We start from the raw sequence: 25241 nt of genomic DNA, 5'->3' as shown, positions 1-25241 counted from the left end.
TCATCCCACGGTCAGTGTCAGGATCCTGTCGTCACCGGTTTCCGGCGACCCGCGCCCGTCCGTCTCGCTCGTCACCAGCAGCAATCTGTCGCCCCCGAGGGCCACCACGGTGCGCAGCCGGCCGTACTCGCCCGTCAGGAAGGCCTCCGGCGCCGCCACCGGCTCCGTACCGGCCAGCGGGATCCGCCAGAGCCGCTGCCCCTTCAGCCCGGCCATCCAGATGGACCCCTGTGCCCAGGCGATCCCGCTCGGCGAGGCCTCGTCGGTCTTCCACACCGCCACCGGATCGCGCATCCCCGGTCTGCCGGCCTTGCCCTCGGCCTCCGGCCAGCCGTAGTTCGCGCCGGGCTCGATCAGATTCAGCTCGTCCCAGGTGCTCTGGCCGAACTCGGCCGCCCACAGCCGCTTGTCCTTGTCCCAGGCGAGCCCCTGCACATTGCGGTGCCCGTAGGAGTAGACGACGGAGTCGGCCTCCGGATTGCCGTGCACCGGCTCCCCGTCCGGGGTCATCCGCAGGATCTTTCCGCCCAGCGACTTCTTGTCCTGGGCCAGCCCGCTGTCCCCGGTCTCGCCCGTCCCGGCGTAGAGCATCTTGTCCGGGCCGAAGGCGATCCGCCCGCCGTTGTGGATGAGCCCCTTGGGGATCCCCCGGAACACGGTGTCGGGCGCGCCCAGCTGGTCGCCCGCCGGTCTCCGCTCGTCATAGCGCAGCCGCGCGATGCGGTTGTCGGACTCGGTGGTGAAGTAGGCGTACACCATGAGGTCCGAGGCGAAGGAAGGGGACACGGCCAGGCCCAGCAGCCCGCCTTCACCGCCCGGAGCCACTCCGGGCACCTTCCCGACGGGGGTCACGGCCCCCGTGCCCACGTCGACCCGGCTGATCGTGCCCTTGTCCCGGGAGGCGACCAGCAGGTTCCCGTCGGGCAGCGGAGCCACCCCCCAGGGGGACTCCAGGCCCTGCGCGGCCACGCCGGTCACCGTCACCCGCCCCTTTGCCGGCGGCCCGGAGGCCGACGCGGAGGCGGACGGGGAGCCCGAGGCCCCCGGTGGCGCGGAACCCGCCGCCGAGCTCGCCGGCGCATCGCCCGGCCGGACTCCGGTGCCCGCCGGCGGCGAGCAACCCGCCGCGAGCAGTGCCCCGCATCCCGCCAGGGCGAATGCCGCCAGTACCCCACGGGCCCGCGTGCGCGGTCCGGCGTAGGCCCGCACCGGCCCGCCCGCCAGGCCCTGCTCCCGGTCCAGCCCCTGGCCCGGCCCCGGCGGCAGCCCCGGCCCCCCGCCCGGTCCCCGACCCGGCTCTCGTCCCGGCTCTCGTCCCTGCACTCGTCCCCGGCCCTGTCCGTTTCGCATGTCCCCGCTCCCCTCCGGTCCTCCGATCGTGCCCTCACACGACTCAACAGCGCCGACCATGTCCCAAGTTCCGTCACTCGTACACTCGATCGAGTGGTTCAGGCCCCGACCGGCACCGGCAGCTCCGAGAGCTCCACCAGGTCCTCGGCGGTCAGCCGCACCTCGGCCGCCCGCGCGTTCTCCGCCGCCCAGCGCGCCTGCCCGGCCCCGGGCACGGGAACCACCTGCGGCCCCTGGGCCAGCACCCATGCCAGCGCCACCTGCGCCGCCGTGACCCCGTCCCCGTGCCGCCGGGCGACCCGCCGCAGCCCCGCCACGAGCACCTGGTTCGCCGCCATCGCGTACGCCGTGAACCGCGGATGCCGGGCCCGTACGTCCCCGGACTCGAACCCCTCGCCCGGAACCAGCGTCCCGGTCAGGAACCCGCTCCCCAGCGGCATCGCCGCCAGGAACCCCACCCCCCGCGCCGCGCACCACGGCAGCAGCCGCCAGGCCGCCCGCGGCGACCAGACCGACAGCTCCGCCTGTACCGCGCTCACCGGGAACACCTGCTGCGCCCGCTCCAGGTGCCGGACCGTTGCCTCGTACGCCCGGTCCCCGCCCGTCCCCGCACCCGGCCCGGTGCCCGCCCCCAGCGCGCAGAAGCCCAGCGCCCGTACCTTCCCCGCGCCCACCAGCTCCGCCAGCGCGCCCCAGGACTCCTCGACCGGCACGTCCGGGTCCACCCGGTGCAGCTGGTACAGGTCTATGACGTCGGTGCGCAGCCGCCGCAGCGAGGCGTCGCAGGCCCTCCGCAGGTATCCCGGGCGCCCGTCGGCCACCACGTGCACCCCGTCGGCCCGCAGCCCCGCCTTCGCGGACACGAAGGCGTCCGGCCGGCGCTCGCGCAGGACCCGGCCGAGGAGCAGCTCGTTGGTGTAGGGGCCGTAGAGATCGGCGGTGTCGAGCAGGTTCGCCCCCAGGTCGAGGGCCGTGTGCACGGTGTGCAGCGAGTCCTCGCGCCGTCTGCGCGAAGGCGCGTACGCCCCGCTCATCGGCATGCAGCCGAGGCCGATGGCACCCACCGTCAGCGCCCCCGCCCCGATCGACCTGCGCTCCACCGCGTGTCCCCCCTGGTCGTGCCCGGGCCTCGGTGGGCCTCCCGTTCCCGGCACACAAACTAACGGCTCGATCCGGATCCCCTGGCATAGCCTCCTGATCATGACCGCAGAGACTCCCGAGACTCCCGAGACCCCCGACGTATGGCTCCCCTTCCCCGCCGAGGAGATCGAGGGCCTGCCCGATTCCTTCCGCTACCGCCACTGGGACGGCGAGGACGCCTTCCCGGCCGATCCGGCCGCCTGCGTCTTCTACGTCACCCCGTACATGAAGTCCCCGGCCGTCACCCTGCGCCCGCTGCCCGCGATGCCCCGGCTGCGGGTCGTCCAGACCCTGACCGCCGGGGTCGATCACGTCCTGGGCGGCCTCGGCGACCTGGCCCCGGGCGTACGGCTGTGCAACGCCAAGGGCGTCCACGACGCGAGCACGGCCGAGCTCGCGCTCACCCTGGTCCTGGCCTCCCTGCGCGGGATCCCCGGCATGGTGCGCGGCCAGGACCGCGAGGAATGGCGCTTCGGGTTCTACGAGGCCCTCGCGGACAAGTCCGTACTGATCATCGGCTACGGAGCGGTCGGCGCGGCCATCGAGGACCGGCTGGCGCCCTTCGAGTGCGAGCGGATCGTCCGGGTGGCGCGGACGGCGCGCACCACAGCGCGCGGGCCGGTGCACGCCCTCGCCGAGCTGCCCCAACTCCTGCCCGCGGCCGACGTGGTGATCCTTTCCACACCGCTCACCGAGGAGACGAGGGGGCTCGCGGGAGCCGCGTTCCTCGGCCGCATGAAGGACGGCGCGCTGCTCGTGAACGTGGCCCGCGGACCCGTCGTCGACACCAAGTCCCTTCTGGTTGAGGTGGAGTCGGGCCGGCTGCGCGCCGCGCTGGACGTCACCGATCCGGAACCACTGCCTTCAGGCCACCCGCTCTGGCATGCTCCGGGTGTCCTGATCACGCCCCATGTGGGCGGCAGCAGCTCCGCGTTCGAGCCGCGGGCCAAGCGTCTGGTGGCCCGTCAGCTCCGCCGGTTCGCCGCCGGAGAGCCCGTGGAGAACACGGTGTTGATCACGGATTGACGTATGACGCGCACGCTCCGCGTTCGTCCGGATGTGCTCGGTGGGTACAACTCCCTTGTTGGTGACGGAGCGTAGAGAAACTATGTCCCTGAGTGACGAAAGTGGTGTATCGTCCGGACCAAGGGGCTGCGCCACGAACGTCTGGCGCTGGGGAGTGATCGGACACTTTGGGGGGCGACGGGCGATGCACTGCCAATGGACGAAGGATCCGATGCGGCGAAGCCGCCGGAGGCGACGGTGCCGGGACTGGACCGCGCCGGAACCAGCCAGCGAGGGGGACCGGTGAGCACGCCGGGGGCGGCGCTGCTGACCCGCCGGCCCCTCGCCGGAGGCGGCGGCAGCGGCTCGAAGGCCCTGGCGATGCAGATCCTCCTCGCGGTGGTCAGCAGCGGATACGGCGTGGGCGCCGCCCTCGGCTGGGGCTCCGAGGAACTCGCCGAGATCATGGGCGACTTCGGACTCAGCGCCGCCGGCCTGCTCGCCGCCGTCTCCTGTTTCACCTACGCCCGGGCCATCGACAGCCGGGAGCGCCCGGCCTGGCTGCTGTTCGCGTTCTCCTCGCTCATGGGCTGCTGCGGCAACGCCGTCTGGGGCTGGTACGAGGTGGTCCTCGGTGAGGCCGTGCCGAAGCCCTCGCTCGCCGACTTCGCCTTCCTCTGCTTCGCGCCGCCCGCCATCGTGGGCCTGCTCGTCCTCGCGAAGCGCCCGGTCACCAGGGCCGGCTGGGTCTGCCTGGGCCTCGACTCCTGGCTCATCGGCGGATCGCTGCTCACCCTCTCCTGGAGCCTGGCCCTCGCGCACGCCGCGCGCACCGCCCAGTCCGGCGCCCCCGGCAGCGTCCCGCGCGCGGCCCTCTCGCTGGCCTACCCGCTCCTGGACATCGCGCTCGTCTCGATGGTGCTGGTGCTGCACTTCCGCCGCTCCGAGACCAATCGCTCGGCCGTGAACACCGCCATCGCGGCCCTCGCTCTGACCGTGCTGAGCGACGCGCTGTTCACCTCGCCGCTGCTCAGCGCCGAATACCAGTCCGGGCAGCTCCTGGACGCCGGCTGGTTCGCCGGCTCGCTCCTCCTCGCGTACGCCCCCTGGGGCGCCCGCCGCCTGCACCCGAGCCCCGATCCCGCCGCCCACGGGCACGCGCGCGCAGAGCGGCCGCACAGCCGCCCCATCACCGGCTCCCTGCCCGCCCTCACCCCGTACCTCGCGGCGGCCGTCTGCACCCTCGGGATCCTCTACAACGTCGTGGACGGCCGGAAGGTCGACCGGGTCGTCGTCTTCACGGGCTGTACGGTCGTGCTCGCCCTGGTCATCCGCCAGGGCATCATGCTGCTCGACAACATCGCGCTGACCCAGGAACTGGCCCAGAAGGAGAACCACTTCCGCTCCCTGGTCCAGGGCTCCAGCGACGTCATCATGATCGCCGCGCCCACCGGCACCCTGCGCTACGTCAGCCCCGCCGCCGCCGGGGTCTACGGCCGCGAGGCGGAGGAGCTGGTCGGCACCGAGCTGGCCACCCTGATCCACCCGGAGGACCTGGGCCGCGTCGTCCACGAGGTGCGCCGCTTCCTGGCCGCGCCGCCCGCCGAGGAGCCGACCACCCGCATCGAGTGCCGGTTCAGATCGGGTGACGGCGAGTGGCTCAATGTGGAGTCCACCGTCAACCGCCACCAGGGCGGTCTCATCCTCAACAGCCGCGACGTCACCGAGCGGGTGCGGCTCCAGGCGCAGCTCCAGCACAGCGCCGAGCACGACCCGCTCACTGACCTCCCCAACCGGGCCCTGTTCACCCGCCGGGTCCGCCAGGCCCTCACCGGACGCAGGGCCGGGGACCACAGCACCGCCGTGCTCTTCATCGACCTCGACGGGTTCAAGGCGGTCAACGACACCATCGGCCACCAGGCGGGCGACGAACTGCTCATCGAGGCCGCCCGCCGGCTCCAGGACTCGGTCCGGGCCGGGGACACCGCGGCCCGCCTCGGCGGCGACGAGTTCGCCGCGCTGATCCTGGGCGACGGCAGCCGCGACCGCACCGCCCGCGAGTACCAGGTCCACGAGATCGCCGACCGGCTGCGCACCACCCTCTCCCAGCCCTACCGGATCGCCGGGAGCGAGGTCCGGGTCGCCGCCAGCATCGGCGTGGCCTTCGCGGACCCCGGCATCACCCCTTCGGATCTGATGCGCAACGCGGATCTCGCGATGTACCGGGCGAAGGCGGGCGGCAAGGACCGGGTCGAGATGTACGCGCCCCAGATGCAGGCCGAGGTCGTCCGCAAGGCGGCGCTGGCGGGCAGGCTGCGCACCGCGCTGCACGACGGAGAGTTCACCCTGCTGCACCAGCCCGTGGTCTCCCTGGCCTCGGGGGAGATCTCGGCCGTGGTGGCGCAGGCCCGCTGGCGTTCCGCCCAGGGGATCCTGTTCACCCCCGCCGAGTTCCTGCGGGTCGCCGAACACAGCGCGGGAGGGGCCGGCGGGACCGGCGGGGGAGGGGCCGGCGAGAGCGGGCACTCCACCGTCCCGGACGCCTCGCGCACCGCCGAGCTGGGGCGCTGGCTGCTGGAGGAGGCCGTCGGGCAGGCCGCCGACCGGCACCGGGCCGGGCACGACGTCCCCGTGGCCGTACGGATGACCGCGCAGCGGCTGCTGGACCGGTCGATGCCGCTGGGCTCCGTGGAGGCCCTGCTGACCCGCAACGGGCTGCCGTCGGGCGGGCTCGTCCTGGAGCTCGCCGTCTCCGACCCCAGGGTGCCCTTCGACGACCTGGAGCGCCGCCTGGCGGCCCTGCACCGGCTCGGGGTCCTGATCGCCCTCGACGGCTTCGGCAGCGGCTACGCGGCCATCAGCGCCCTGCGCAGGCTCCCCGTGGACATGCTCAAGCTCGACCGGGGCCTGGTCGAGGGGGTCGTGGAGTCACCCCGGCTGCACAAGATCACCGCCGGTCTGTTGCGGATCGCAAACGACCTCGGCATGCAGTCGGTGGCGGAAGGAGTGGACCTCCCCGAGCAGGTCATGGCGCTGCGCGCGATGGGCTGTACCCACGGGCAGGGAATGGCCTTCTCCGGCCCTCTGGACGAGTACAGGCTGCGCCGAGCGCTCGTGCGCGGTACGTTCCCAGTACCGGGCGGCGCGGCCCAACCCGCGTTGGCCGGTGGTTCGCAAGGGGGCTCGATGGTCATCCGCAGAGGCTCACATAATGAGACGCCCGTCCCACCCGCTTGACATCACCCTCCCGCCGGAGGGAGGGTCAATGCCATGCGCACCCGAATTCTCGTACTTGGAAAGCGCGTCGGCTGAAGCTGGGACCAGCATGTCCCCGCTCAACGCACCCGACGCGCTCCCCTCGCTTGCCTCCCGGCACGAGGGGTTTTTTGTTGCACTGGCAACGTCGAATCTCGTAAAACCCTCCTCGTAAAACCCTCAGCTTCGAGAAGAGAATGCCGATGACCGAGCAGGCCACCGGGGCCCACCATCCGCAGCCGCGGGCCCGTTCCGGCGGACACCAGTCCGCCGCAGTTGAGCACGTCACGGGTGCGCAGTCCCTCATCCGCTCTCTCGAAGAGGTGGGGTGCGACACCGTCTTCGGCATTCCGGGCGGCTGCATCCTCCCCGCGTACGACCCGCTGATGGACTCCAAGAAGGTCCGTCACATCCTGGTCCGCCACGAGCAGGGGGCCGGCCACGCCGCCACCGGCTACGCGCAGGCCACGGGCAAGGTCGGCGTCTGCATGGCCACCTCCGGCCCGGGGGCCACCAACCTGGTGACCCCGATCGCCGACGCGCACATGGACTCCGTGCCGCTCGTCGCGATCACCGGCCAGGTCTCCTCCAAGGCGATCGGCACCGACGCCTTCCAGGAAGCGGACATCGTCGGCATCACCATGCCGATCACCAAGCACAACTTCCTGGTGACCAAGGCCGAGGACATCGCCCGGACCATCGCCGAGGCCTTCCACATCGCCTCCACCGGCCGCCCCGGCCCGGTCCTGGTCGACATCGCCAAGGACGCCCTGCAGGCGAAGACCACCTTCTCGTGGCCGCCCAGCCAGGACCTCCCCGGCTACCGGCCGGTCACCAAGCCGCACGCCAAGCAGATCCGCGAGGCGGCCAAGATGATCGCCGCCGCCAAGCGGCCGGTCCTCTACGTCGGCGGCGGCGTCATGAAGGCCGGCGCGACCGCCGAGCTGAAGGTCCTCGCCGAGCTCACCGGCGTCCCGGTCGTCACCACCCTGATGGCCCTGGGCTCCATCCCGGACAGCCACCCGCAGAACGTCGGCATGCCGGGCATGCACGGTGCCGTCACCGCCGTGACCGCGCTCCAGAAGTCGGACCTGCTGATCGCGCTCGGCACCCGCTTCGACGACCGCGTCACCGGCAAGCTGGACAGCTTCGCCCCCTTCGCCAAGGTCATCCACGCGGACATCGACCCGGCCGAGATCGGCAAGAACCGCGCCGTGGACGTCCCGATCGTCGGTGACGCCCGCGAGGTCATCGCCGACCTGATCCAGGCCGTCCAGGCCGAGGTCACCGACGGCAACGCCGGGGACTACACCGCCTGGTGGAAGGACCTCAACCGCTGGCGCGACACGTACCCGCTGGGCTACGACCTGCCCGAGGACGGCACGCTCTCCCCCCAGCAGGTCATCGAGCGGATCGGCCAGCTGGCGCCGAAGGGCACCATCTACGCGGCCGGCGTCGGCCAGCACCAGATGTGGGCCTCGCACTTCGTCAACTACGAGGAGCCCCGCACCTGGCTGAACTCCGGCGGCGCCGGAACCATGGGCTACGCGGTCCCCGCCGCGATGGGCGCCAAGGTCGGCATGCCGGAGCGCACGGTCTGGGCGATCGACGGCGACGGCTGTTTCCAGATGACCAATCAGGAACTGGCCACCTGCGCGCTGAACAACATCCCGATCAAGGTCGCGATCATCAACAACGGTGCGCTGGGCATGGTCCGCCAGTGGCAGACCCTGTTCTACAACCAGCGGTACTCGAACACCGTCCTGCACGGGGGTGAGACGGGTACCGACACGGCCGTCGGCTCCCAGCTCGGCGAGTCGGCCGCCCCCCGCATGGGCACCCGCGTCCCGGACTTCGTCAAGCTGTCCGAGGCCATGGGCTGCGTGGCGCTGCGCTGCGAGGACCCGGCCGACCTGGACAAGGTCATCGCCGAGGCCAACGCGATCAACGACCGCCCGGTCGTCGTCGACTTCATCGTCCACGAGGACGCCATGGTGTGGCCCATGGTCGCCGCCGGCACCTCGAACGACGAGGTCATGGCCGCCCGGGGCGTCCGCCCCGACTTCGGCGACAACGAAGACGACTGAGCCGAGAGAGCCGAGAGAGAGAACGACTCACATGTCCAAGCACACGCTCTCCGTCCTGGTCGAGAACACGCCCGGCATCCTCGCCCGGATCGCCGCGCTGTTCTCCCGACGCGGGTTCAACATCGACTCCCTCGCGGTCGGTGTCACCGAGCACCCCGACATCTCGCGGATCACCATCGTCGTGAACGTCGAGGACCTCCCGCTGGAGCAGGTGACCAAGCAGCTCAACAAGCTGGTCAACGTGCTCAAGATCGTCGAGTTGGAGCACACCAACGCCATCGAGCGCGAACTCGTTCTGGTGAAGGTCCGCGCCGACAACGAGACGCGCTCGCAGATCGTCGAGATCGTCCAGCTGTTCCGCGCCAAGACCGTCGACGTCTCCCCGGAGGCCGTCACCATCGAGGCCACCGGCGGCACCGACAAGCTGGGCGCGATGCTCAAGATGCTGGAGCCCTTCGGCATCAAGGAGCTCGTCCAGTCCGGCACGATCGCCATAGGGCGCGGCGGCCGGTCCATCACGGACCGCAGCCTGCGCGCGCTCGACCGCAGCGCCTGAGCCCGGCCGGGCCGGTGACACCGGCCCGGCCGTGCCCCGCCCGTCCGTTTCTCCCTCGCTCGTATGGCGAGACCGAGAACCACGTATTCCGTTCCCCGCCGTACGGTGGGAGCAACACCAGCGCACCAAGGAGATATCCCAGTGGCCGAGCTGTTCTACGAGAACGACGCCGACCTGTCCATCATCCAGGGCCGCAAGGTCGCGGTCATCGGTTACGGCAGCCAGGGCCACGCCCACGCGCTGTCGCTCCGTGACTCCGGCGTCGACGTCGTCGTCGGCCTGCACGAGGGCTCGAAGTCCAAGGCCAAGGCCGAGGAGCAGGGCCTGAAGGTCCTCCCCGTCGCCGAGGCCGCGGCCTGGGCGAACGTCATCATGATCCTGACCCCGGACCCGCTCCAGGCCGAGATCTACGCCGCCTCGATCGAGTCGCACCTGGACGAGGGCGACGCGCTCTTCTTCGGCCACGGCTTCAACGTCCGCTACGGCTTCATCAAGCCCCCGGCCAACGTGGACGTGGCCCTGGTCGCGCCCAAGGGTCCGGGTCACCTGGTCCGCCGTCAGTACGAGGAAGGCCGCGGCGTGCCCTGCATCGCCGCCGTCGAGCAGGACTTCACCGGTTCCGCCTTCCAGCTCGCGCTGTCGTACGCGGCCGGCATCGGCGGCACGCGCGCCGGCGTCATCAAGACCACCTTCACCGAAGAGACCGAGACCGACCTGTTCGGTGAGCAGGCCGTCCTCTGCGGTGGCGCCTCCGCGCTGGTGAAGGCCGGTTTCGAGACGCTGACCGAGGCCGGCTACCAGCCCGAGATCGCGTACTTCGAGTGCCTGCACGAGCTGAAGCTCATCGTCGACCTCATGTACGAGGGCGGCCTGGAGAAGATGCGCTGGTCGGTCTCCGAGACCGCCGAGTGGGGCGACTACATCACCGGTCCCCGCATCATCACGGACGCCACCAAGGCCGAGATGAAGAAGGTCCTCGCGGAGATCCAGAGCGGCGAGTTCGCCAACACCTGGATGGCCGAGTACAAGGCCGGTCTGCCGAAGTACAACGCGTACAAGAGCGCCGACGAGGCGCACCTGCTGGAGACCACCGGCAAGAAGCTGCGCAAGCTGATGAGCTGGGTCGACAACGACGAGAGCTGATCCGCTTCGCCGCGGGGCCGGGACGGTGCGTCCCGGCCCCGCGGCACATCGGCTCGGGCACCCGCACGAGAGGCCTCGCGGAGGACCGCTTGTCCACCCTGGCCAATCTCGTGCGGGTGATCCTTCCTTACAGGCGGAATTCCCTCCCGGATCCGCCACTACACTGCTCAACACAACGCGTCAGGCCCACAGTGTCGTGCGTCTTCCACGCGGCTACCCCCCTCCACCGCCTGCGGCCGTCGGGACGGCCGTCCGCACTGGACTTGTGAGGACCCACGTGAGCTCGAAACCTGTCGTACTCATCGCCGAAGAGCTGTCGCCCGCCACTGTCGAGGCGCTCGGCCCGGACTTCGAGATCCGCCACTGCAACGGCGCCGACCGCGCGGAGCTGCTCCCCGCGATCGTGGACGTCGACGCGATCCTGGTCCGTTCCGCGACCAAGGTCGACGCGGAGGCCATCGCCGCGGCCAAGAAGCTGAAGGTCGTCGCCCGCGCCGGTGTCGGTCTGGACAACGTCGACGTCTCGTCCGCCACCAAGGCCGGCGTGATGGTCGTGAACGCCCCGACCTCCAACATCGTCACCGCCGCCGAGCTGGCCTGTGGCCTGCTCGTCGCGACGGCCCGCAACATTCCGCAGGCCAACACCGCCCTGAAGAACGGCGAGTGGAAGCGGAACAAGTACACGGGTGTCGAGCTCAGCGAGAAGACCCTCGGCGTCGTCGGCCTCGGCCGCATCGGCGTCCTGGTCGCCCAGCGCATGTCGGCCTTCGGCATGAAGATCGTCGCGTACGACCCCTACGTGCAGCCCGCGCGCGCCGCCCAGATGGGCGTCAAGATGCTGACGCTCGACGAGCTGCTCGAGGTCGCCGACTTCATCACCGTGCACCTGCCCAAGACCCCTGAGACCCTCGGTCTCATCGGGGACGAGGCCCTGCACAAGGTCAAGCCGTCCGTCCGCATCGTCAACGCCGCCCGCGGCGGGATCGTGGACGAGGCCGCGCTGTACTCGGCCATCAAGGAAGGCCGCGTCGCCGGCGCCGGCCTCGACGTGTACGCGAAGGAGCCCTGCACGGACTCCCCGCTGTTCGAGCTCGACCAGGTCGTCTGCACCCCGCACCTCGGCGCGTCCACGGACGAGGCCCAGGAGAAGGCCGGTGTCTCGGTCGCCAAGTCGGTGCGCCTCGCGCTCGCCGGGGAGCTCGTCCCCGACGCGGTCAACGTCCAGGGCGGCGTCATCGCCGAGGACGTCCGTCCCGGCCTGCCGCTCGCCGAGAAGCTCGGCCGCATCTTCACCGCGCTGGCGGGCGAGGTCGCGGTCCGCCTCGACGTCGAGGTCTGCGGCGAGATCACCCAGCACGACGTCAAGGTGCTCGAACTCTCCGCGCTCAAGGGCGTCTTCGAGGACGTCGTCGACGAGACGGTCTCCTACGTCAACGCACCGCTCTTCGCGCAGGAGCGCGGGGTCGAGGTCCGCCTGACCACCTCCTCGGAGTCCCCGGACCACCGCAACGTGGTGACCGTCCGCGGCACCCTGTCGGACGGCCAGGAAGTCTCGGTCTCCGGCACGCTGGTGGGCCCGAAGCACCTCCAGAAGCTCGTCGGCATCGGCGAGTACGACGTGGACCTGGCACTCGCCGACCACATGGTCGTCCTGCGCTACGCCGACCGCCCGGGCGTGGTCGGCGCCGTCGGCCGCATCCTCGGCGAGGCCGGCCTGAACATCGCGGGCATGCAGGTCGCCCGCGCCGAAGAGGGCGGCGAGGCCCTCGCGGTCCTCACCGTCGACGCCGAGGCCCCGGTGAACGTCCTCGCGGACATCGCCACCGAGATCGGCGCCGTCTCGGCCCGTACGGTCAGCCTCGGCTGACGCCGCGGCACGCGACAGAGCGAAGGGCCCGGGGGAGACCCCGGGCCCTTTCGCGCGTTCCGCTCCGTTACGCCTCCGAGTGCGCGATCCCCGCGCCGGCCGGGGCCGGCTCCGCAGGGGCGGGGGCGGGGGCTCCGCGTCCCCGGAGCAGGGCCGCGGCGAGCACCGCCGCCGCGAGGAGCAGGACCGTACCGCCCCAGGCGGCGTACTGCATTCCGTGCACGAAGGCCTCCCGTGCCGCGGCCAGGACCTGCCCGCCGGCCGCGCCGCCGAGCCCCTGGGCGGTGGCCACGGCCCCGCCGAGGGTCTCCCGCACGGCGGGCTCGGAGCCGGCCAGGTCGGAGCGGTAGACGGCGGTGCCCAGGCTGCCCAGGACGGCCATCCCGAGGGCGCCGCCGAACTCCTGGCCGGTCTCCAGCAGGGAGGCGGCGGAGCCGGCCTTCTCGGCGGGGGCGGAACCGAGCGCCATGTCGGAGACCAGGGACATCACCGTGACGATGCCGGAGGCCAGGACCCCGGCTCCGGTCAGCAGCAGCCACAGCGAGTCGGTGTCCACCAGGCTGATCAGGGTGAACCCGGCGGCGGCGAGGACGAAGCCGCCCGAGATGACGTAGGCCCGGTCGGTCTTCTGGGCGAGGGCCGCGCCGACGGGGGCGGCGGCGCCGATGAGGACCGAGGGGGCGAGGCTCCAGAGGGCGGCTTCCAGGGTGCCCATGCCGAGCACGGACTGCAGGTACTGGGTGGTGAAGTAGGCCGAGCCCATCATGGCGAAGGCGGCGACGGTGTTCAGGCCGATGCCGGCGCCGAAGCCGCGCCCCCGGAAGAGGGTCCGGGAGACCATGGCGTCGCCGCGGGAGCGCTGGCGGCGGACGAAGAGGTACCCGAAGGCCAGACCGGCGGCGAGGCAGCCGGAGCGGAGCGGGGTGAAGCCCTCGGCGGCGATCTCCTTGAGGCCGTAGACCACCGGCAGCACGGCGGCCATCGACAGCGGCACGCTCAGCAGGTCGAAGCGGCCGGGCGCCGGGTCCTTGAACTCGGGGACCAGCACGGGGACCAGGATCAGCAGGAGCAGCATCGCGGGCACGTTGATCAGGAAGACAGAGCCCCACCAGAAGTGGTTCAGCATCACGCCGCTCATGACCGAGCCGAGGGCGACGCCGCCGGTCATGGCGCCGGACCAGATCGCGATGGCCTTGCCGCGCTGCCGCTCGTCCTGGAAGAGGTTGCGCACGAGGGCGAGCGTGGACGGCATCAGGGTCGCGCCGCCGATTCCGAGCAGGACCCGGGCCGCGATGAGCATCTCGGTGCTGGAGGCGTAGGCGGCGGCGACGGAGGCGAGTCCGAAGGCGGCCGCGCCGGCCAGGAGCAGCTTGCGGCGGCCGATCCGGTCGCCGAGCGAGCCCATCGTGATGAGCAGGCCCGAGAGGGCGAAGGCGTAGCTGTCGAAGATCCAGAGCTGCTGCGTGGCGCTGGGGTCCAGCTCCCGGGTGATGGCCGGGATGGCGAAGTAGAGGACGGAGACGTCCATCGAGACCAGGAGCAGGGGGAGGACGAGAACGGTGAACGCGATCCATTCCCGGCGACCGGCGAGACCGGCGGGGCGTGCTGCGGGGTTCGTCATGAGCAGAAATGTACAAGCGTCATAAACGCTTGTCTAGTACGGCCGTATGGAACGTTTGTCTTGGACGGTCGTCTTGGCTACCGTGAAGCCATGGGACACCGCGAAGATTTGCTGGAAGGCGCCAAGAAGTGCCTGGTCGAGAAGGGTTTCGTGGGTACGACCGCCCGCGACATCGTCAAGGCCTCGGGTGCGAACCTGGCCTCGATCGGCTACCACTACGGCTCCAAGGACGCCCTCATGACGGAGGCTTACATCGCCGTCGTCCAGGAGTGGGGTGATCAGTTCTCGGCCGGGGTGGAGGGCCGGGGCGGCTCGCTGGAACGCTTCCGCTCGGTGTGGGACGGAGTGCACGCCGGCCACGAGGCGTCCGGCCCGATCTGGGCGGCCAGCATGGAGATCGCCCTCGCCGGGGACCGGATGCCGCAGCTGCGGTCGATGCTCGCCGCCTCGCAGGGGGAGGGGCGCCGCGGGCTGGTCTCGATGTTCACGGGCGTGCCCGAGGAGGACCTGACGGAGGAGGACCTGCGGACCGCGGGCGCCTTCTACCAGGCCCTGCTCAACGGGTTCATGCTCCAGTGGCTCTTCGACCCCGCGTCGGCCGCGACCCCGGCGGAGCTGACGGAGGGAATGCGGCGGGCGGTGGCGGGGATGGCGGCGGCGAAGACCGTTCGGGACGCGCCCTAGCGGGTGACCGTCAGCCGTGCAGGCGGGCGGCCTTGAGGGCCATGTGCAGGAGGAGGCGGTCCTCGCCCTCGTCGAGGTCGAGGCCGGTCAGCTGCTCCACCCGGGACAGCCGGTAGTACAGGGTCTGGCGGTGGATCCCCAGGGCCGCCGCCGCGCGGCCCGCCTGGCCCGCGCAGTCCAGGAACACCTCGGCCGTCCGGGCCAGTTCGGGATTGGCCGGGCCGCGCAGGGCGCGGGCCACCGGGTCGTCCAGGGCCTCCTCGGCGACGGAGGCCAGCATGCGGTAGGGCCCGATCGCGGACCACTGCGCGACCGGCCCGAGCCGCGGCCCGGCGGCGGCGGCCCGGGCGGCGGCGGTGGCCTGCTGCCAGGCGCCGGGCAGTGCGGTGAGTGCCCGCACGGGGTCGGACACCCCGGCGGTCACTCCGGTGGCGGCCCCGGGGGCGGCTGCTTTGCCGCCGGCCGGTGATCCCGGCCCGGCGGCCTGGTCGGCCTTGGCGGCCCCGCCCGTCCCGTCCGCTCCGCCCGCCCCGCGTCCCCCACCGGCCCCACCGGCCCCACCGGCCCCACCGGCCGCGCGGGGCATCAGGCGGGAGATCGCCGTGAGGGCCGGAGCCAGCGGGTCCGTGCCGCGCAGGCGGATCAGGACCGCGAGGCACTGCCCCGCCGGGCCGTCGCCGGGGCGCCGCTCCTGCTCGCCGGCCCCCCGCCCGGGCGCCACGCACACGGCCGCCGCTCCCGGGACCGAAGCCGGGGCCTCGCCGGACCACGGGCTCACGCAGACCGCGGCGTGCGGCCCCTCGCCGCCCGGGCCGAGTGCCACCCGTAGCGCGGCCACCGCCATGTCCTGCTGCCAGCCGCGCCCGGCGGTCAGCACCGCGAGGAACTCCCGGGACAGGTCGGCCCCCGCCCGGGCCTCCTCCGCGAGCAGCAGCCCGATCCGCTGGGCCACCTCCATGGCCGCGGCCAGCGCCCGCGCGTCGGGGCCGGGCTCCTGGTCGAGGAGCCATACGTAGCCCTGGACGATCCCGCGGTAGCGCACCGGCAGGCAGATCCGCCCCCGGAAGACGCCGGCGTCGGGGGCGGCCGGGATCCTGACCGGTCCGGTGGCGCGGGCGATGCCGAAGCCCTCGAACCAGGACCGGACGGCCGCGGTCGACTGGCGGGTCAGGATCGAGCGGGTCCGTACCGGGTCCATGGCCAGATCGTCATCGCTGTCGTGCGCGCCGAAGGCGATGAGGCGGAAGTCCCGGTTCTCCAGCGTCGCCGGAGCGCCGAGCAGCGCCGAAATCTCGTCCACCAGGTCCTGGTAATCGCCTTTCACCCGCACATTCTCCCACCCCCGCACGCCCCCTTCAGACAGATGTATGAGATCCGGGCCACGGATGCGTGACAGCTGTCGATGGCAGAGGATCGGGGAGATCCCTAGGTTTCACGGTGGTTTTACTTGCGTTTTCCTTATGGCCTCCGTCGTCCCGGCGCGGGCTGAATGTCTGCTTCTGCCCGCCCCCGTTGGAGGTACCCCGTGCTGGGTCCCGCGATCCTCGCCGCCTCGCGCAGCGACAAGATGCGCCGAATCGTCTCTGCCGCCCCGGTGACCAAGCCCGTGGTGAACCGGTTCATCCCCGGTGAGACGGTCGACCAGGTCATCCCGATCGTCGAGGACCTGACCGGCAAGGGCCTGGAGGTGACCCTCGACGTCGTCGGCGAGGACATCACCACCGTGGAGCAGTCGCACGCCGCGCGCGACGCGTACCTCGAGCTCATCGAGCAGCTCGCCCACCTGAGCCTCGGCGAGACCGTCGAGATGTCCGTGAAGCTGTCCATGTTCGGCCAGGCGCTGGAAGGCGGTCACGAGCTGGCCCTCGCCAACGTCCGTCCGGTCGTCGAGGCCGCAGCCGCCATCGGCACCACCGTGACCCTGGACGCCGAGGACCACACCACCCTCGACTCGATGTTCGCCATCCACGAGGAGCTGCGCCGCGACTTCCCGCAGACCGGCTGCGTGATCCAGGCGTACCTGTTCCGCACCGAGGCCGACGCCCGCCGCCTGGCCGCGGCCGGCAGCCGCGTACGCATCGTGAAGGGCGCCTACAAGGAGCCCGCCGAGGTCGCGTACCAGGACAAGGCCGAGATCGACAAGGCGTACGTCCGCATCCTGAAGATCCTCATGGACGGCGAGGGCTACCCGATGATCGGGTCCCACGACCCGCGCCTGATCGCCATCGGCCAGGAGCTCGCCCGCAAGGCGGGCCGCAAGCTGGACGAGTACGAGTTCCAGATGCTGTACGGCATCCGCGGCGAGGAGCACCTGCGGCTGGCCGCCGAGGGCCACCGCATGCGCGTCTACACGGCGTACGGGACCGACTGGTACGGCTACTTCATGCGGCGCCTCGCGGAGAAGCCGGCCAACCTGCTCTTCTTCCTCCGCTCGATGATCACCAAGAACTAGGCCCTCCCACTAGCTCAAGGAGCACCCCGCATCATGGACGCTGTAACCCAGGTCCCCGTGCCGGTCAACGAGCCGGTCCACTCGTACGCCCCCGGCACCCCGGAGCGCGCGCGCCTCGAGATCCAGCTGAAGCAGCTGTCCGAGAACCCGATCGACCTCCCGATGACGATCAACGGCGTCAAGCGGATGGGCGGCGGCGAGCGCTTCGACGTCGTGCAGCCGCACGACCACAAGGCGGTCATCGGCACCTACGCGAACGCCACGCGGGCCGACGCCCAGGAGGCCGTCGACGCCGCGCTGGCCGCCGCCCCGGCCTGGCGCGCGATGTCCTTCGACGACCGCGCCGCGATCATCCTGCGCGCCGCCGAGCTGCTGTCCGGCCCGTGGCGCGAGAAGCTGGCCGCGTCCACGATGCTGGGCCAGTCGAAGACCGCGCAGCAGGCCGAGATCGACACCCCGTGCGAGCTCGTCGACTTCTGGCGCTTCAACGTCCACTTCGCCCGCCAGATCCTGGCCGAGCAGCCGGTCGCGAACTCCGCCGGCGTGTGGAACCGCAGCGACCACCGCCCGCTCGAAGGCTTCGTCTACGCGATCACCCCCTTCAACTTCACGGCCATCGCGGGCAACCTGCCGACCGCCCCGGCCCTGATGGGCAACGTGGTCGTGTGGAAGCCGTCCCCGACGCAGACCCACTCCGCGATCCTCCTCATGGAGCTGCTGGAGGCGGCCGGCCTGCCGAAGGGCGTCATCAACCTGGTGACGGGCGACGGCATCGCCGTCTCCGACGTGGCGCTGACCCACCCGGAGCTCGCGGGCATCCACTTCACCGGTTCGACCAAGACCTTCCAGTACCTGTGGAAGACGGTCGGCAACAACATCGAGAACTACAAGTCCTACCCGCGCCTGGTCGGCGAGACCGGCGGCAAGGACTTCGTCGTCGCGCACCCGTCCGCGGACCGCGCGATCCTGAAGACCGCCCTGACCCGCGGCTCCTTCGAGTACCAGGGCCAGAAGTGCTCGGCGTCCTCGCGCGCCTACGTCCCGGCCTCGATCTGGAACGACGGCTTCAAGGAGGCCTTCGCGGCCGAGGTCGACGGCATCACCATGGGCGACGTCCGCGACCTGACGAACTTCATCGGCGCCGTCATCGACGAGCGCTCGTTCGCCAAGAACAAGGCCGCGATCGACCGCGCGAAGGCCGACCCGACCTGCGAGATCGTCGCCGGCGGCACCTACGACGACTCGGAGGGCTACTTCGTCCGCCCGACCGTCATCGCGTGCACCGACCCTTCGAACGAGGTCTTCACGACCGAGTACTTCGGCCCGATCCTGGCGATCCACGTCTACGACGACGCCGCCGCCGACGGGTTCGACGCGATGCTGGCTCAGATGGAGTCCGTCTCGGCGTACGCCCTGACCGGCGCCGTCATCGCGCAGGACCGCTACGCGGCGGCCGACGCGATGGAGAAGCTCCGCTTCGCCGCGGGCAACTTCTACATCAACGACAAGTCGACCGGCGCCGTCGTCGGCCAGCAGCCCTTCGGCGGCGGCCGCGCCTCGGGCACCAACGACAAGGCCGGCGCGGCGTCGAACCTGATGCGCTGGACGTCGACCCGCTCCATCAAGGAGACCCTGGTGGCCCCGACCGACTACGGCTACCCCCACATGGGCTGACCCAGGCCCCACAGAACCCCGCCCCCGTTCCGGTACCCCCAAGTCCGGAGCGGGGGCGGTTTCATGTCCGCGGGCCCGCCTAGACCTCGACGATGACCTGGTCCAGGGACTTGCGGATCAGGTCGGGGACCTCGCAGTCGTCCGACGGGTAGCCGACCGGGATGACCGCGAAGGCCTTCTCGTTCTCCGGGCGGTTCAGGACGTGGGAGAGGAAGCGCATCGGGCTCGGGGTGTGGATCAGGGCGGCCAGGCCGGAGAGGTGGAGGGCCGACAGGAGCATGCCGACGGCGATGCCGACCGACTCGTCGACGTAGTAGTGCTTGTGCTTCGTGCCGTCCTCGCCGAGCCAGTAGCGCTGCTGGAAGACCACGATCAGGGCCGGGGCGTCGGTGAGGTGGGTCTTCACGGCGTCCGTGCCGATGGGGCGCAGGGCGGCGAGCCACTCGTCGCCGAGCCGGCCGTCGTAGGAGAGCTGCTCCTCCTGCTCGGCGGCCGCGCGGATCTGCTCCCGTACGGCCGGGTCCTTGACGAGGACGAAGGTCCACGGCTGCTGGTGCGCCCCGGAGGGCGCGGTCGCGGCGCACGCGATGGCGTCCCGGACCACCTGCTCGGGCACCGGGTCGGCGGAGAAGTGGCGTACGGTCCTGCGCTCGTCCATCCGCGTCCGCAACTCGGCGGCGCGCGCGAGCGATTCCGGCGCCGGCATCCGCTCGGGGCGGTAGGGGGCGGAACGGTACGGCTGGCCGTGGATCGGGGTCCACTGCTGGGTATCGGGAGACATGGGGCGAGTCTGCCGAGCCAATGGTCCAGACCGCCAGAGTCGCGTCGGCCCAATTCGGCCGGTGGGCGATATTTCATGTCCGCATAGCGGATACAGGCGGTGGGGGGACGGCGCTTGCTACGGTCGTGCCATGGGCGACTGGGACGCGCGAGCCGTACGGACGAGGCTGCGGCAGATGGCGGCGCAGGACCCGGGGGCCCTGCGCCACGGCGCCCGCAGTCACCGGTACGAGCTGGCTCCGCCGCTTCCCGAGGCCGAGATCCGTGCCTTCGAGGAGGAGCACGGATGCCGGCTGCCCCCGGAGTACCGCTCGTTCGTCGCCCGCGTGGGTGACGGTCCCGCCGGTCCCGCGTACGGACTGATGCCGCTCGTGACCCCGCGCCCGTCCGCCGACGCGGACGGGGCCGCCGAGGGGGAGTGGGCGGACGACCGGAGGCCGGGCCGGCTGGCCGCCCCCTGTCCCATGCGGGAGCCCCGGCCGTTCGACGAGGGACTGAGGTACGACCCGGACGAAGGCCTGACGCGGGGCACACTGGTGCTCGCCGACCACGGCTGCGGCATGTACTCCCGGCTCGTCGTCAACGGACCGCTGACCGGCGAGGTCTGGTTCCTGGACCAGGACTTCGGCAGCCGCACGCCGGAGAGTCCTGACTTCCGCACCTGGTACACCGGATGGCTGGAGGGGCAGGCGTGAACGAGGTATCGCTGCGGCACACCTCGCAGCTGTCCGAGGGGGAGCTGCGGCGGGTTCGGGAGCTGCTCGATGCCGCCTTCGAGGGGGAGTTCGGGGGCGAGGACTTCGAGCACGCGCTCGGCGGGCTGCACGTCCTGGTGCACGAGGGCGGTGAGCTCGTCGCGCACGGGAGCGTCGTGCAGCGGCGGGTGCTGCACCGGGGCCGGGCGCTGCGCACCGGCTACGTCGAGGCCGTGGCCGTGCGGGCCGACCGGCGGCGGCGCGGGCTCGGCGCTCTGGTGATGGAGGCGGTCGAGGGGGTCGTCGAGCGGGCTTACGCGCTCGGGGCGCTCAGCGCCTCCGCCGACGGGGCTCGGCTGTACGCGGGCCGCGGCTGGCGGGTGTGGGGCGGGGAGATCGGGGTGCTCGGGCCCGGCGGGCCCGAGCGGCTGCCCGAGGAGGAGGGGGCGACGTACGTGTGGACGCCGCCCGGCGGTGGGGTGCTGCTCGATCCCACCACCGGGCCGCTGTGGTTCGACTGGCGCGACGGGGACGTGCTCTAGCTAGCTGCCGCTGACGCTCGGCGCGCCCGTCTCGATGTGGCCCGTGTAGCGGCGCGACCAGGTGCCGTCGGAGTCGGCGAGGACCGTGAAGTCGTACCAGCCGTTGTGGTAGGCGACGGCGTTGAAGTAGTCCTCGCGCGAGGAGTTCGCCGGCACCGTGTACGTCCACGGGCCGTCCGTGCGGTAGGCGTTCGCGCGGATCGTGAAGGTCACCGGGGAGGCGGAGGAGTTGGTCAGTTTGAGGTACAGCGCCGTCTTGCCGGTGCCCGGCTCCACCGCGAAGCGGGACGCGACCTCGATGGACTTCCCCGCCTTCGACGCGTCGCCGATGAACCGCCGCAGGAAGCGGTTCGGCCCGTACATCGAGATGTCGTACTTGCCGGAGCCGCTGCCCGTGCCGATGTTGAAGTAGTCCGAGGACGTGGCGCCGGCGTCCACCGTGTACTGCCAGGCGGCCGTGTCCCGGTACTGGTGCGGGTGGATCGAGAAGTGCGCCGCCTGCTTCGCCTCGGCGCCCGCGTTCGTCATCGAGAACCAGGCCAGGATCTTGCCGCCCGAGCCGAATTCGAACCGGTCGAGGTTCCCGTTGACCTGGTACGGAACGGCGCGCGCGGGCCGGGTCCCGGCCTCCTGCGCCGGCTGCGCGTTGTCCTGCGGCACCGGGTTGGAGAGCGGGCCGCAGGTCGCCTGCCCGATGACCTTGGCCGTGGACGGCAGGCCCGTGGGAACCCCGTAGACCGGGTGCGCGAAGTCGAAGACGCCCGTCAGGTCGCCGGTGACCTTGCGGCGCCACGCGCTGATGTTCGGACAGTTCGCGGGGGTGCCGAGCGCGGCCGTCCACTTCTCCATGAACCGCAGCACGGAGGTGTGGTCGAAGACCTCGGAGCTCACCCAGCCGCCGCGGGTCCACGGGGACATCACGATCATCGGGACGCGGAAGCCGAGTCCGATCGGGACGCCGTCGAGGTATTCGCCCGCGGTGCCGGGCGGGGCGATCGGCGGCGGGACGTGGTCGAAGAAGCCGTCGTTCTCGTCGTAGTTGAGGAAGAGGACGGTGGAGTCGAAGACCTCCGGGTTCGCCGAGAGCGCGCGGTAGACCAGGTCCACGAAGTGCGCGCCGTCGCCGGGTGGGGCGTACGGGTGCTCGGAGAAGGCCTCGTTCGCCACGACCCAGGACACCTGGGGGAGGGTCCCGGCGACCACGTCCGCGCGGATGGCGGCGGCGATGTCGTCGGGGGTGGATCCGGTGACCTTGGGGACGGAGCCCATGCCGCGGTCCCACAGGGGGTTGCCGGGCTTGGCGTCCGTGAACTTCTTGAAGTAGGCCAGCCCGTTGTCCCCGTAGTTGTCCTGGGCGTTCTGGTAGACCTTCCAGCTCATCCCGGCGCGCTGGAGGGCCTCCGCGTACGTCTCCCAGGTCAGCCCGGACTCGTCGCCGCCGTCCTTGCTGCCCGCGTCGATCTTGCCGCTCCACAGGAAGGTGCGGTTGGGGCCGGTCGCGCTCAGGGTGGAGCAGAAGTAGGCGTCGCAGATGGTGTAGGCGTCGGCGATGCCGTAGTGGAACGGTATGTCGCCGCGGTCGAGGTACCCGAGGGTGCGGGTGTTGCCGACGCCGGTGACGAAGTTGTCCATGCGGCCCTTGTTCCAGGCCGCGTGCTGCGAGGTCCAGCTGTGCGGGAGGTCGCCGTTGCACTGGGCGAGGGTCTCGCCGTCGACGCCGCCCGCCGGCGGGGTGGAGCTGAGCTTCCACGGGTACTGGCGGCCGCCCCAGTTGGGCTGGTTGAACATGCCCCAGCCGCCCGGGATGTTGCCGGCCGCGCGGTCACCGAAACCGCGGACACCCTTCAGCTTGCCGAAGTAGTGGTCGAAGCTGCGGTTCTCCTGCATCAGGATCACCACGTGCTTCACGTCGGTGATCGTGCCCGACGCGGTGGCCGCGGCCGCCGAGGTCGGCGCGATCGCGGGCAGGGTCGCCCCTGCCATCAGCCCGGCGCCGATTCCCACGAATCCTCTGCGGCTGATAGGTGTCACTGGCTGCTCGCCTCCAACTCAAGTGCCCCGCTGGCACATTGACGGCAAGCGTGACGGCAGTCGCGCCAAAGGTCTACATCCGTGCGGTAAGAAGTCGGTGAACATCCGGGTGGCTGGATTCAGGCCTCGACGCGCACGAGCATCTTTCCGAGATTCTCGCCCCGGAGCATGCCCCGGAAGGCCTCCACCGTGTGCTCAAACCCCTGTACAACGGTGGTGTCGGTGCCGATCCGGCCGCTGCGCAGGTGCGGCACGAGGAAGTCCTCCAGCTCGTCCTGCAGATTGGTGTGATTGCGAACCAATACCCCTTCCAGGCGCAGCGACTTGTGTACGACCTCGAAGAGGTTGCGGGGCGCGGCGGGGGAGCGGTCGCCGTTGTACATCGAGATCCCGCCGACCCAGGCGATCCGCCCGTACTCGCGCAGCACGTCTATGGCCCCCTCCAGGTGGTCCCCGCCGACGTTGTCCACGTAGACGTCGATGCCGCCCCCGCCGGCGGCGGCCGCCTGCGCGAGCTGCTCCCCGACCGGCCCGTCGTGGTAGTCGAAGGCCGCGTCGAAGCCGAGGACCCCGGTGAGGTGGCGGACCTTCGCCGCCGAACCCGCGCTGCCGATGATCCGGCGGGCGCCGAGCAGCCGTGCGATGCGGCCGGTGGCCGTGCCGACCCCGCCCGCCGCGGCCGAGACGAAGAGGTCCTCGCCCTCGCGCAGGGCCGCGGTGCGGGTCAGGGCGGCGTACGCGGTCAGGCCGGTGCCGCCGAGGATGGAGAGGTACGCCTCCAGCGGGACGCCCTCGTGGCCGCGCAGCTTGCGGGTGCCGCCGGCGCCCAGGGTGACCAGGGCGTGGGTGCGCCAGCCCTCGCGGTGGAAGACCAGGTCGCCCTCCGCGAGCCCGGGGTCGCGGGAGGCGACGACCCGGCCCACCGAGCGGCCTTCCAGCGGGGTGCCGAGCTCGAAGCCCCCCTCGCCGCCGTCCATCAGTCCGCGGTGGTAGGGGTCCACGGAGAGCAGGAGGTTCTCCACGAGGGCGGTGCCGGGGCGCGGCTCGGGGACGGGGGTCCGGACGTAGGCGAAGTCGGAGGCCGCGGGGAAGCCGTCCGGCCGGGCGATCTGGTGGACGGCGTAAGCGGTGTTCGTGGTGCTCGTGGCGTTCATGGCGTGCGTGGCGTTCGTGGTCATGGCGAGGACGCTAGGAGGGAATCGCCGGCCCGGGCAGGGGGTTGGGCTCATGGAAGCCGCACACCCATGAATGCCGCTCATAGAACGAGGTGAGAGCCCTGTGTCCGAGCTCCTCCCGCAGGAACTGCGGGTGCTGGTGGCCGTCGCCGAGCGGGGCGGCTTCTCGGCCGCGGCCGTCTCGCTGGGCCTCACCCAGTCGGCCGTCTCGCACTCGGTGCGCGGCAGCGAGGCCAAGCTCGGCGCGGTGCTCTTCGTCCGCGGCCGGACCGGGGCCTCGCCCACCCCGGCGGGGGAGCGGGCCGTCGGGCACGCCCGCCGGATCCTGCGGCTCTTCGAGGTCATGACCGCGGAGGCGCGCGGCGCGGGCGGCGGCGCCGGTCCGGCGGTCCTGGACGGCGTCCTGCGGATCGCCGCCTTCCGCAGCGCGGCCCTGCACCTGCTGCCCCCCGCCCTGGAGCGGCTCACCGCCCGGCACCCCGGCATCCGCCCCGAGGTCCGGGTGGTGCGCGAGCTCGGCGCCGGTGCGGCCGGGGAGGTGGCCGCGGGCCGCGCGGACCTCGGCATCGCGACGCTGGGCGTCGCGCAGGGTCTGCCGCCCGGCCTGCTGAGCGGGGTGCTCGTGGAGGAGGCGTACGCCCTGGTGCATCCGGCGGGACACCCCGACCCGAAGGCGCTGCCCCTGATGGACTGGGACGAGAACTGCGGCTCCCACACGCGCGCCTGGTGGCTGGCGCAGGACTGGATCCCGCGGGCGACCGTCAAGGCGGAGGACGACGCGATGGTGCTGACCATGGTCGGCCGGGGGCTCGGGATGGCGATCATGCCCGAGCTGTCCCTCCGGGAGGCGACCGGAGCCGTGGAGGTCACCGGTTTGGGTCCGGAGGGGCCGGTGAGGCGGGTGGGGTACGTCACCACACCGGAATCCGCTGCCACTCTCGCCGTACGGGCTCTGATCAGGGAACTTCGGGCCCAGGGAGGCTGAAACCGGAGCCGGGATAGAAGCCTTCCGGGTCGTTCGGCGTCTCAGATAGTAGGAAGTCCGAGTAATTGCGGAGACATACAGCGGGAGCTGGCTTACGTTGTAGAAGCCGAACGTCTCGCCGATCCGGCGAATGGCGGTCGAGAGCGCGCGCCCGATGACAGGCAACCCCTGTCGCGCACCGCTCCCCGCCTCTTCCGGC

19 protein-coding genes are annotated in these 25241 nt (G+C 71.6%); 12 read left to right on the top strand and 7 right to left on the bottom strand.

From position 1 onward, the window contains the following. Together OG730_RS13020 and OG730_RS13015 are read right to left on the bottom strand one after the other, a co-directional pair. Complete coding sequence (locus OG730_RS13020; protein ID WP_442815190.1) at nt 1–1167, bottom strand: PQQ-dependent sugar dehydrogenase; 1167 nt, start codon at nt 1165–1167, stop codon at nt 1–3. Nucleotides 1168–1448: 281 nt separating this feature from the next. Further along, nucleotides 1449–2450, bottom strand: coding sequence for an aldo/keto reductase (locus OG730_RS13015; protein ID WP_327304390.1), 1002 nt, complete (start codon nt 2448–2450; stop codon nt 1449–1451). A 100-nt stretch (nt 2451–2550) separates the two neighbouring features. On the opposite strand from OG730_RS13015, the gene OG730_RS13010 reads away from it, so the two are divergent. From OG730_RS13010 to serA, 6 genes are all read left to right on the top strand, one after another. After that, a complete protein-coding gene (locus tag OG730_RS13010) occupies nt 2551–3516 on the top strand; it encodes a 2-hydroxyacid dehydrogenase (RefSeq protein ID WP_327304389.1) in 966 nt (321 codons plus the stop codon). Between the two features lie 360 nt (nt 3517–3876). Beyond that, on the top strand, nt 3877–6732 hold the full coding sequence (locus OG730_RS13005) for a putative bifunctional diguanylate cyclase/phosphodiesterase (RefSeq protein WP_327309239.1): 2856 nt from the start codon (nt 3877–3879) through the stop codon (nt 6730–6732). 215 nt (nt 6733–6947) lie between these two features. Then, complete coding sequence (locus tag OG730_RS13000) at nt 6948–8837, top strand: acetolactate synthase large subunit (RefSeq protein ID WP_327304388.1); 1890 nt, start codon at nt 6948–6950, stop codon at nt 8835–8837. Nucleotides 8838–8868: 31 nt separating this feature from the next. Next, a complete protein-coding gene (gene ilvN / locus OG730_RS12995; protein ID WP_243337813.1) occupies nt 8869–9393 on the top strand; it encodes an acetolactate synthase small subunit in 525 nt (174 codons plus the stop codon). Nucleotides 9394–9534: 141 nt separating this feature from the next. After that, nucleotides 9535–10536 (top strand): ketol-acid reductoisomerase, encoded by a 1002-nt coding sequence (gene ilvC / locus OG730_RS12990; protein ID WP_327304387.1) that lies wholly within the window; start codon nt 9535–9537, stop codon nt 10534–10536. A 277-nt stretch (nt 10537–10813) separates the two neighbouring features. Further along, nucleotides 10814–12403, top strand: coding sequence for a phosphoglycerate dehydrogenase (serA, locus tag OG730_RS12985; RefSeq protein ID WP_327304386.1), 1590 nt, complete (start codon nt 10814–10816; stop codon nt 12401–12403). A 67-nt stretch (nt 12404–12470) separates the two neighbouring features. Here serA and OG730_RS12980 read toward each other — a convergent pair whose 3' ends face one another. Beyond that, nucleotides 12471–14024 carry an MFS transporter gene (locus tag OG730_RS12980; protein WP_327304385.1) on the bottom strand — a complete coding sequence of 518 codons (1554 nt, stop codon included), beginning with the start codon at nt 14022–14024 and terminating at the stop codon, nt 12471–12473. A 90-nt stretch (nt 14025–14114) separates the two neighbouring features. Here OG730_RS12980 and OG730_RS12975 point away from each other — a divergent pair, with 90 nt between their 5' ends. Beyond that, nucleotides 14115–14708, top strand: coding sequence for a TetR/AcrR family transcriptional regulator (locus OG730_RS12975; RefSeq protein ID WP_327304384.1), 594 nt, complete (start codon nt 14115–14117; stop codon nt 14706–14708). 10 nt (nt 14709–14718) lie between these two features. Here OG730_RS12975 and OG730_RS12970 read toward each other — a convergent pair whose 3' ends face one another. Further along, nucleotides 14719–16032, bottom strand: a complete 1314-nt coding sequence (locus OG730_RS12970; protein WP_327304383.1) for a PucR family transcriptional regulator — start codon at nt 16030–16032, stop codon at nt 14719–14721. Nucleotides 16033–16233: 201 nt separating this feature from the next. Here OG730_RS12970 and OG730_RS12965 point away from each other — a divergent pair, with 201 nt between their 5' ends. After that, nucleotides 16234–17160: a proline dehydrogenase family protein gene (locus OG730_RS12965; RefSeq protein WP_327304382.1), complete on the top strand. Its 927-nt coding sequence runs from the start codon at nt 16234–16236 to the stop codon at nt 17158–17160. A gap of 33 nt (nt 17161–17193) precedes the next feature. Further along, nucleotides 17194–18834 (top strand): L-glutamate gamma-semialdehyde dehydrogenase, encoded by a 1641-nt coding sequence (pruA, locus tag OG730_RS12960; protein WP_327304381.1) that lies wholly within the window; start codon nt 17194–17196, stop codon nt 18832–18834. 79 nt (nt 18835–18913) lie between these two features. Here the strand turns inward: pruA and OG730_RS12955 are convergent, their stop codons facing one another. Further along, nucleotides 18914–19615: a nitroreductase family protein gene (locus OG730_RS12955; RefSeq protein WP_327304380.1), complete on the bottom strand. Its 702-nt coding sequence runs from the start codon at nt 19613–19615 to the stop codon at nt 18914–18916. 130 nt (nt 19616–19745) lie between these two features. Between OG730_RS12955 and OG730_RS12950 the strand changes: the two genes are divergently transcribed. Beyond that, nucleotides 19746–20309 (top strand): SMI1/KNR4 family protein, encoded by a 564-nt coding sequence (locus tag OG730_RS12950; RefSeq protein WP_327304379.1) that lies wholly within the window; start codon nt 19746–19748, stop codon nt 20307–20309. Beyond that, a complete protein-coding gene (locus tag OG730_RS12945; RefSeq protein ID WP_327304378.1) occupies nt 20306–20851 on the top strand; it encodes a GNAT family N-acetyltransferase in 546 nt (181 codons plus the stop codon). The genes OG730_RS12950 and OG730_RS12945 overlap by 4 nt, the downstream gene beginning before the upstream one ends. Here the strand turns inward: OG730_RS12945 and OG730_RS12940 are convergent, their stop codons facing one another. Both OG730_RS12940 and OG730_RS12935 read right to left on the bottom strand, forming a co-directional pair. Continuing rightward, nucleotides 20852–22882, bottom strand: coding sequence for a phosphocholine-specific phospholipase C (locus OG730_RS12940; protein WP_327304377.1), 2031 nt, complete (start codon nt 22880–22882; stop codon nt 20852–20854). It lies immediately after the preceding gene. 119 nt (nt 22883–23001) lie between these two features. Further along, the gene (locus OG730_RS12935) at nt 23002–24060 is read right to left on the bottom strand and encodes an NADP-dependent oxidoreductase (protein WP_327304376.1); all 1059 of its coding nucleotides are present in this window, start codon (nt 24058–24060) and stop codon (nt 23002–23004) included. 100 nt (nt 24061–24160) lie between these two features. Here OG730_RS12935 and OG730_RS12930 point away from each other — a divergent pair, with 100 nt between their 5' ends. After that, the gene (locus tag OG730_RS12930; protein ID WP_327304375.1) at nt 24161–25042 is read left to right on the top strand and encodes a LysR family transcriptional regulator; all 882 of its coding nucleotides are present in this window, start codon (nt 24161–24163) and stop codon (nt 25040–25042) included. The last annotated feature ends 199 nt before the right edge of the window (nt 25043–25241 follow it).

This window comes from Streptomyces sp. NBC_01298, assembly GCF_035978755.1.
Lineage (GTDB): Bacteria > Actinomycetota > Actinomycetes > Streptomycetales > Streptomycetaceae > Streptomyces.
This window is presented reverse-complemented; position numbering and strand designations above follow the sequence as displayed.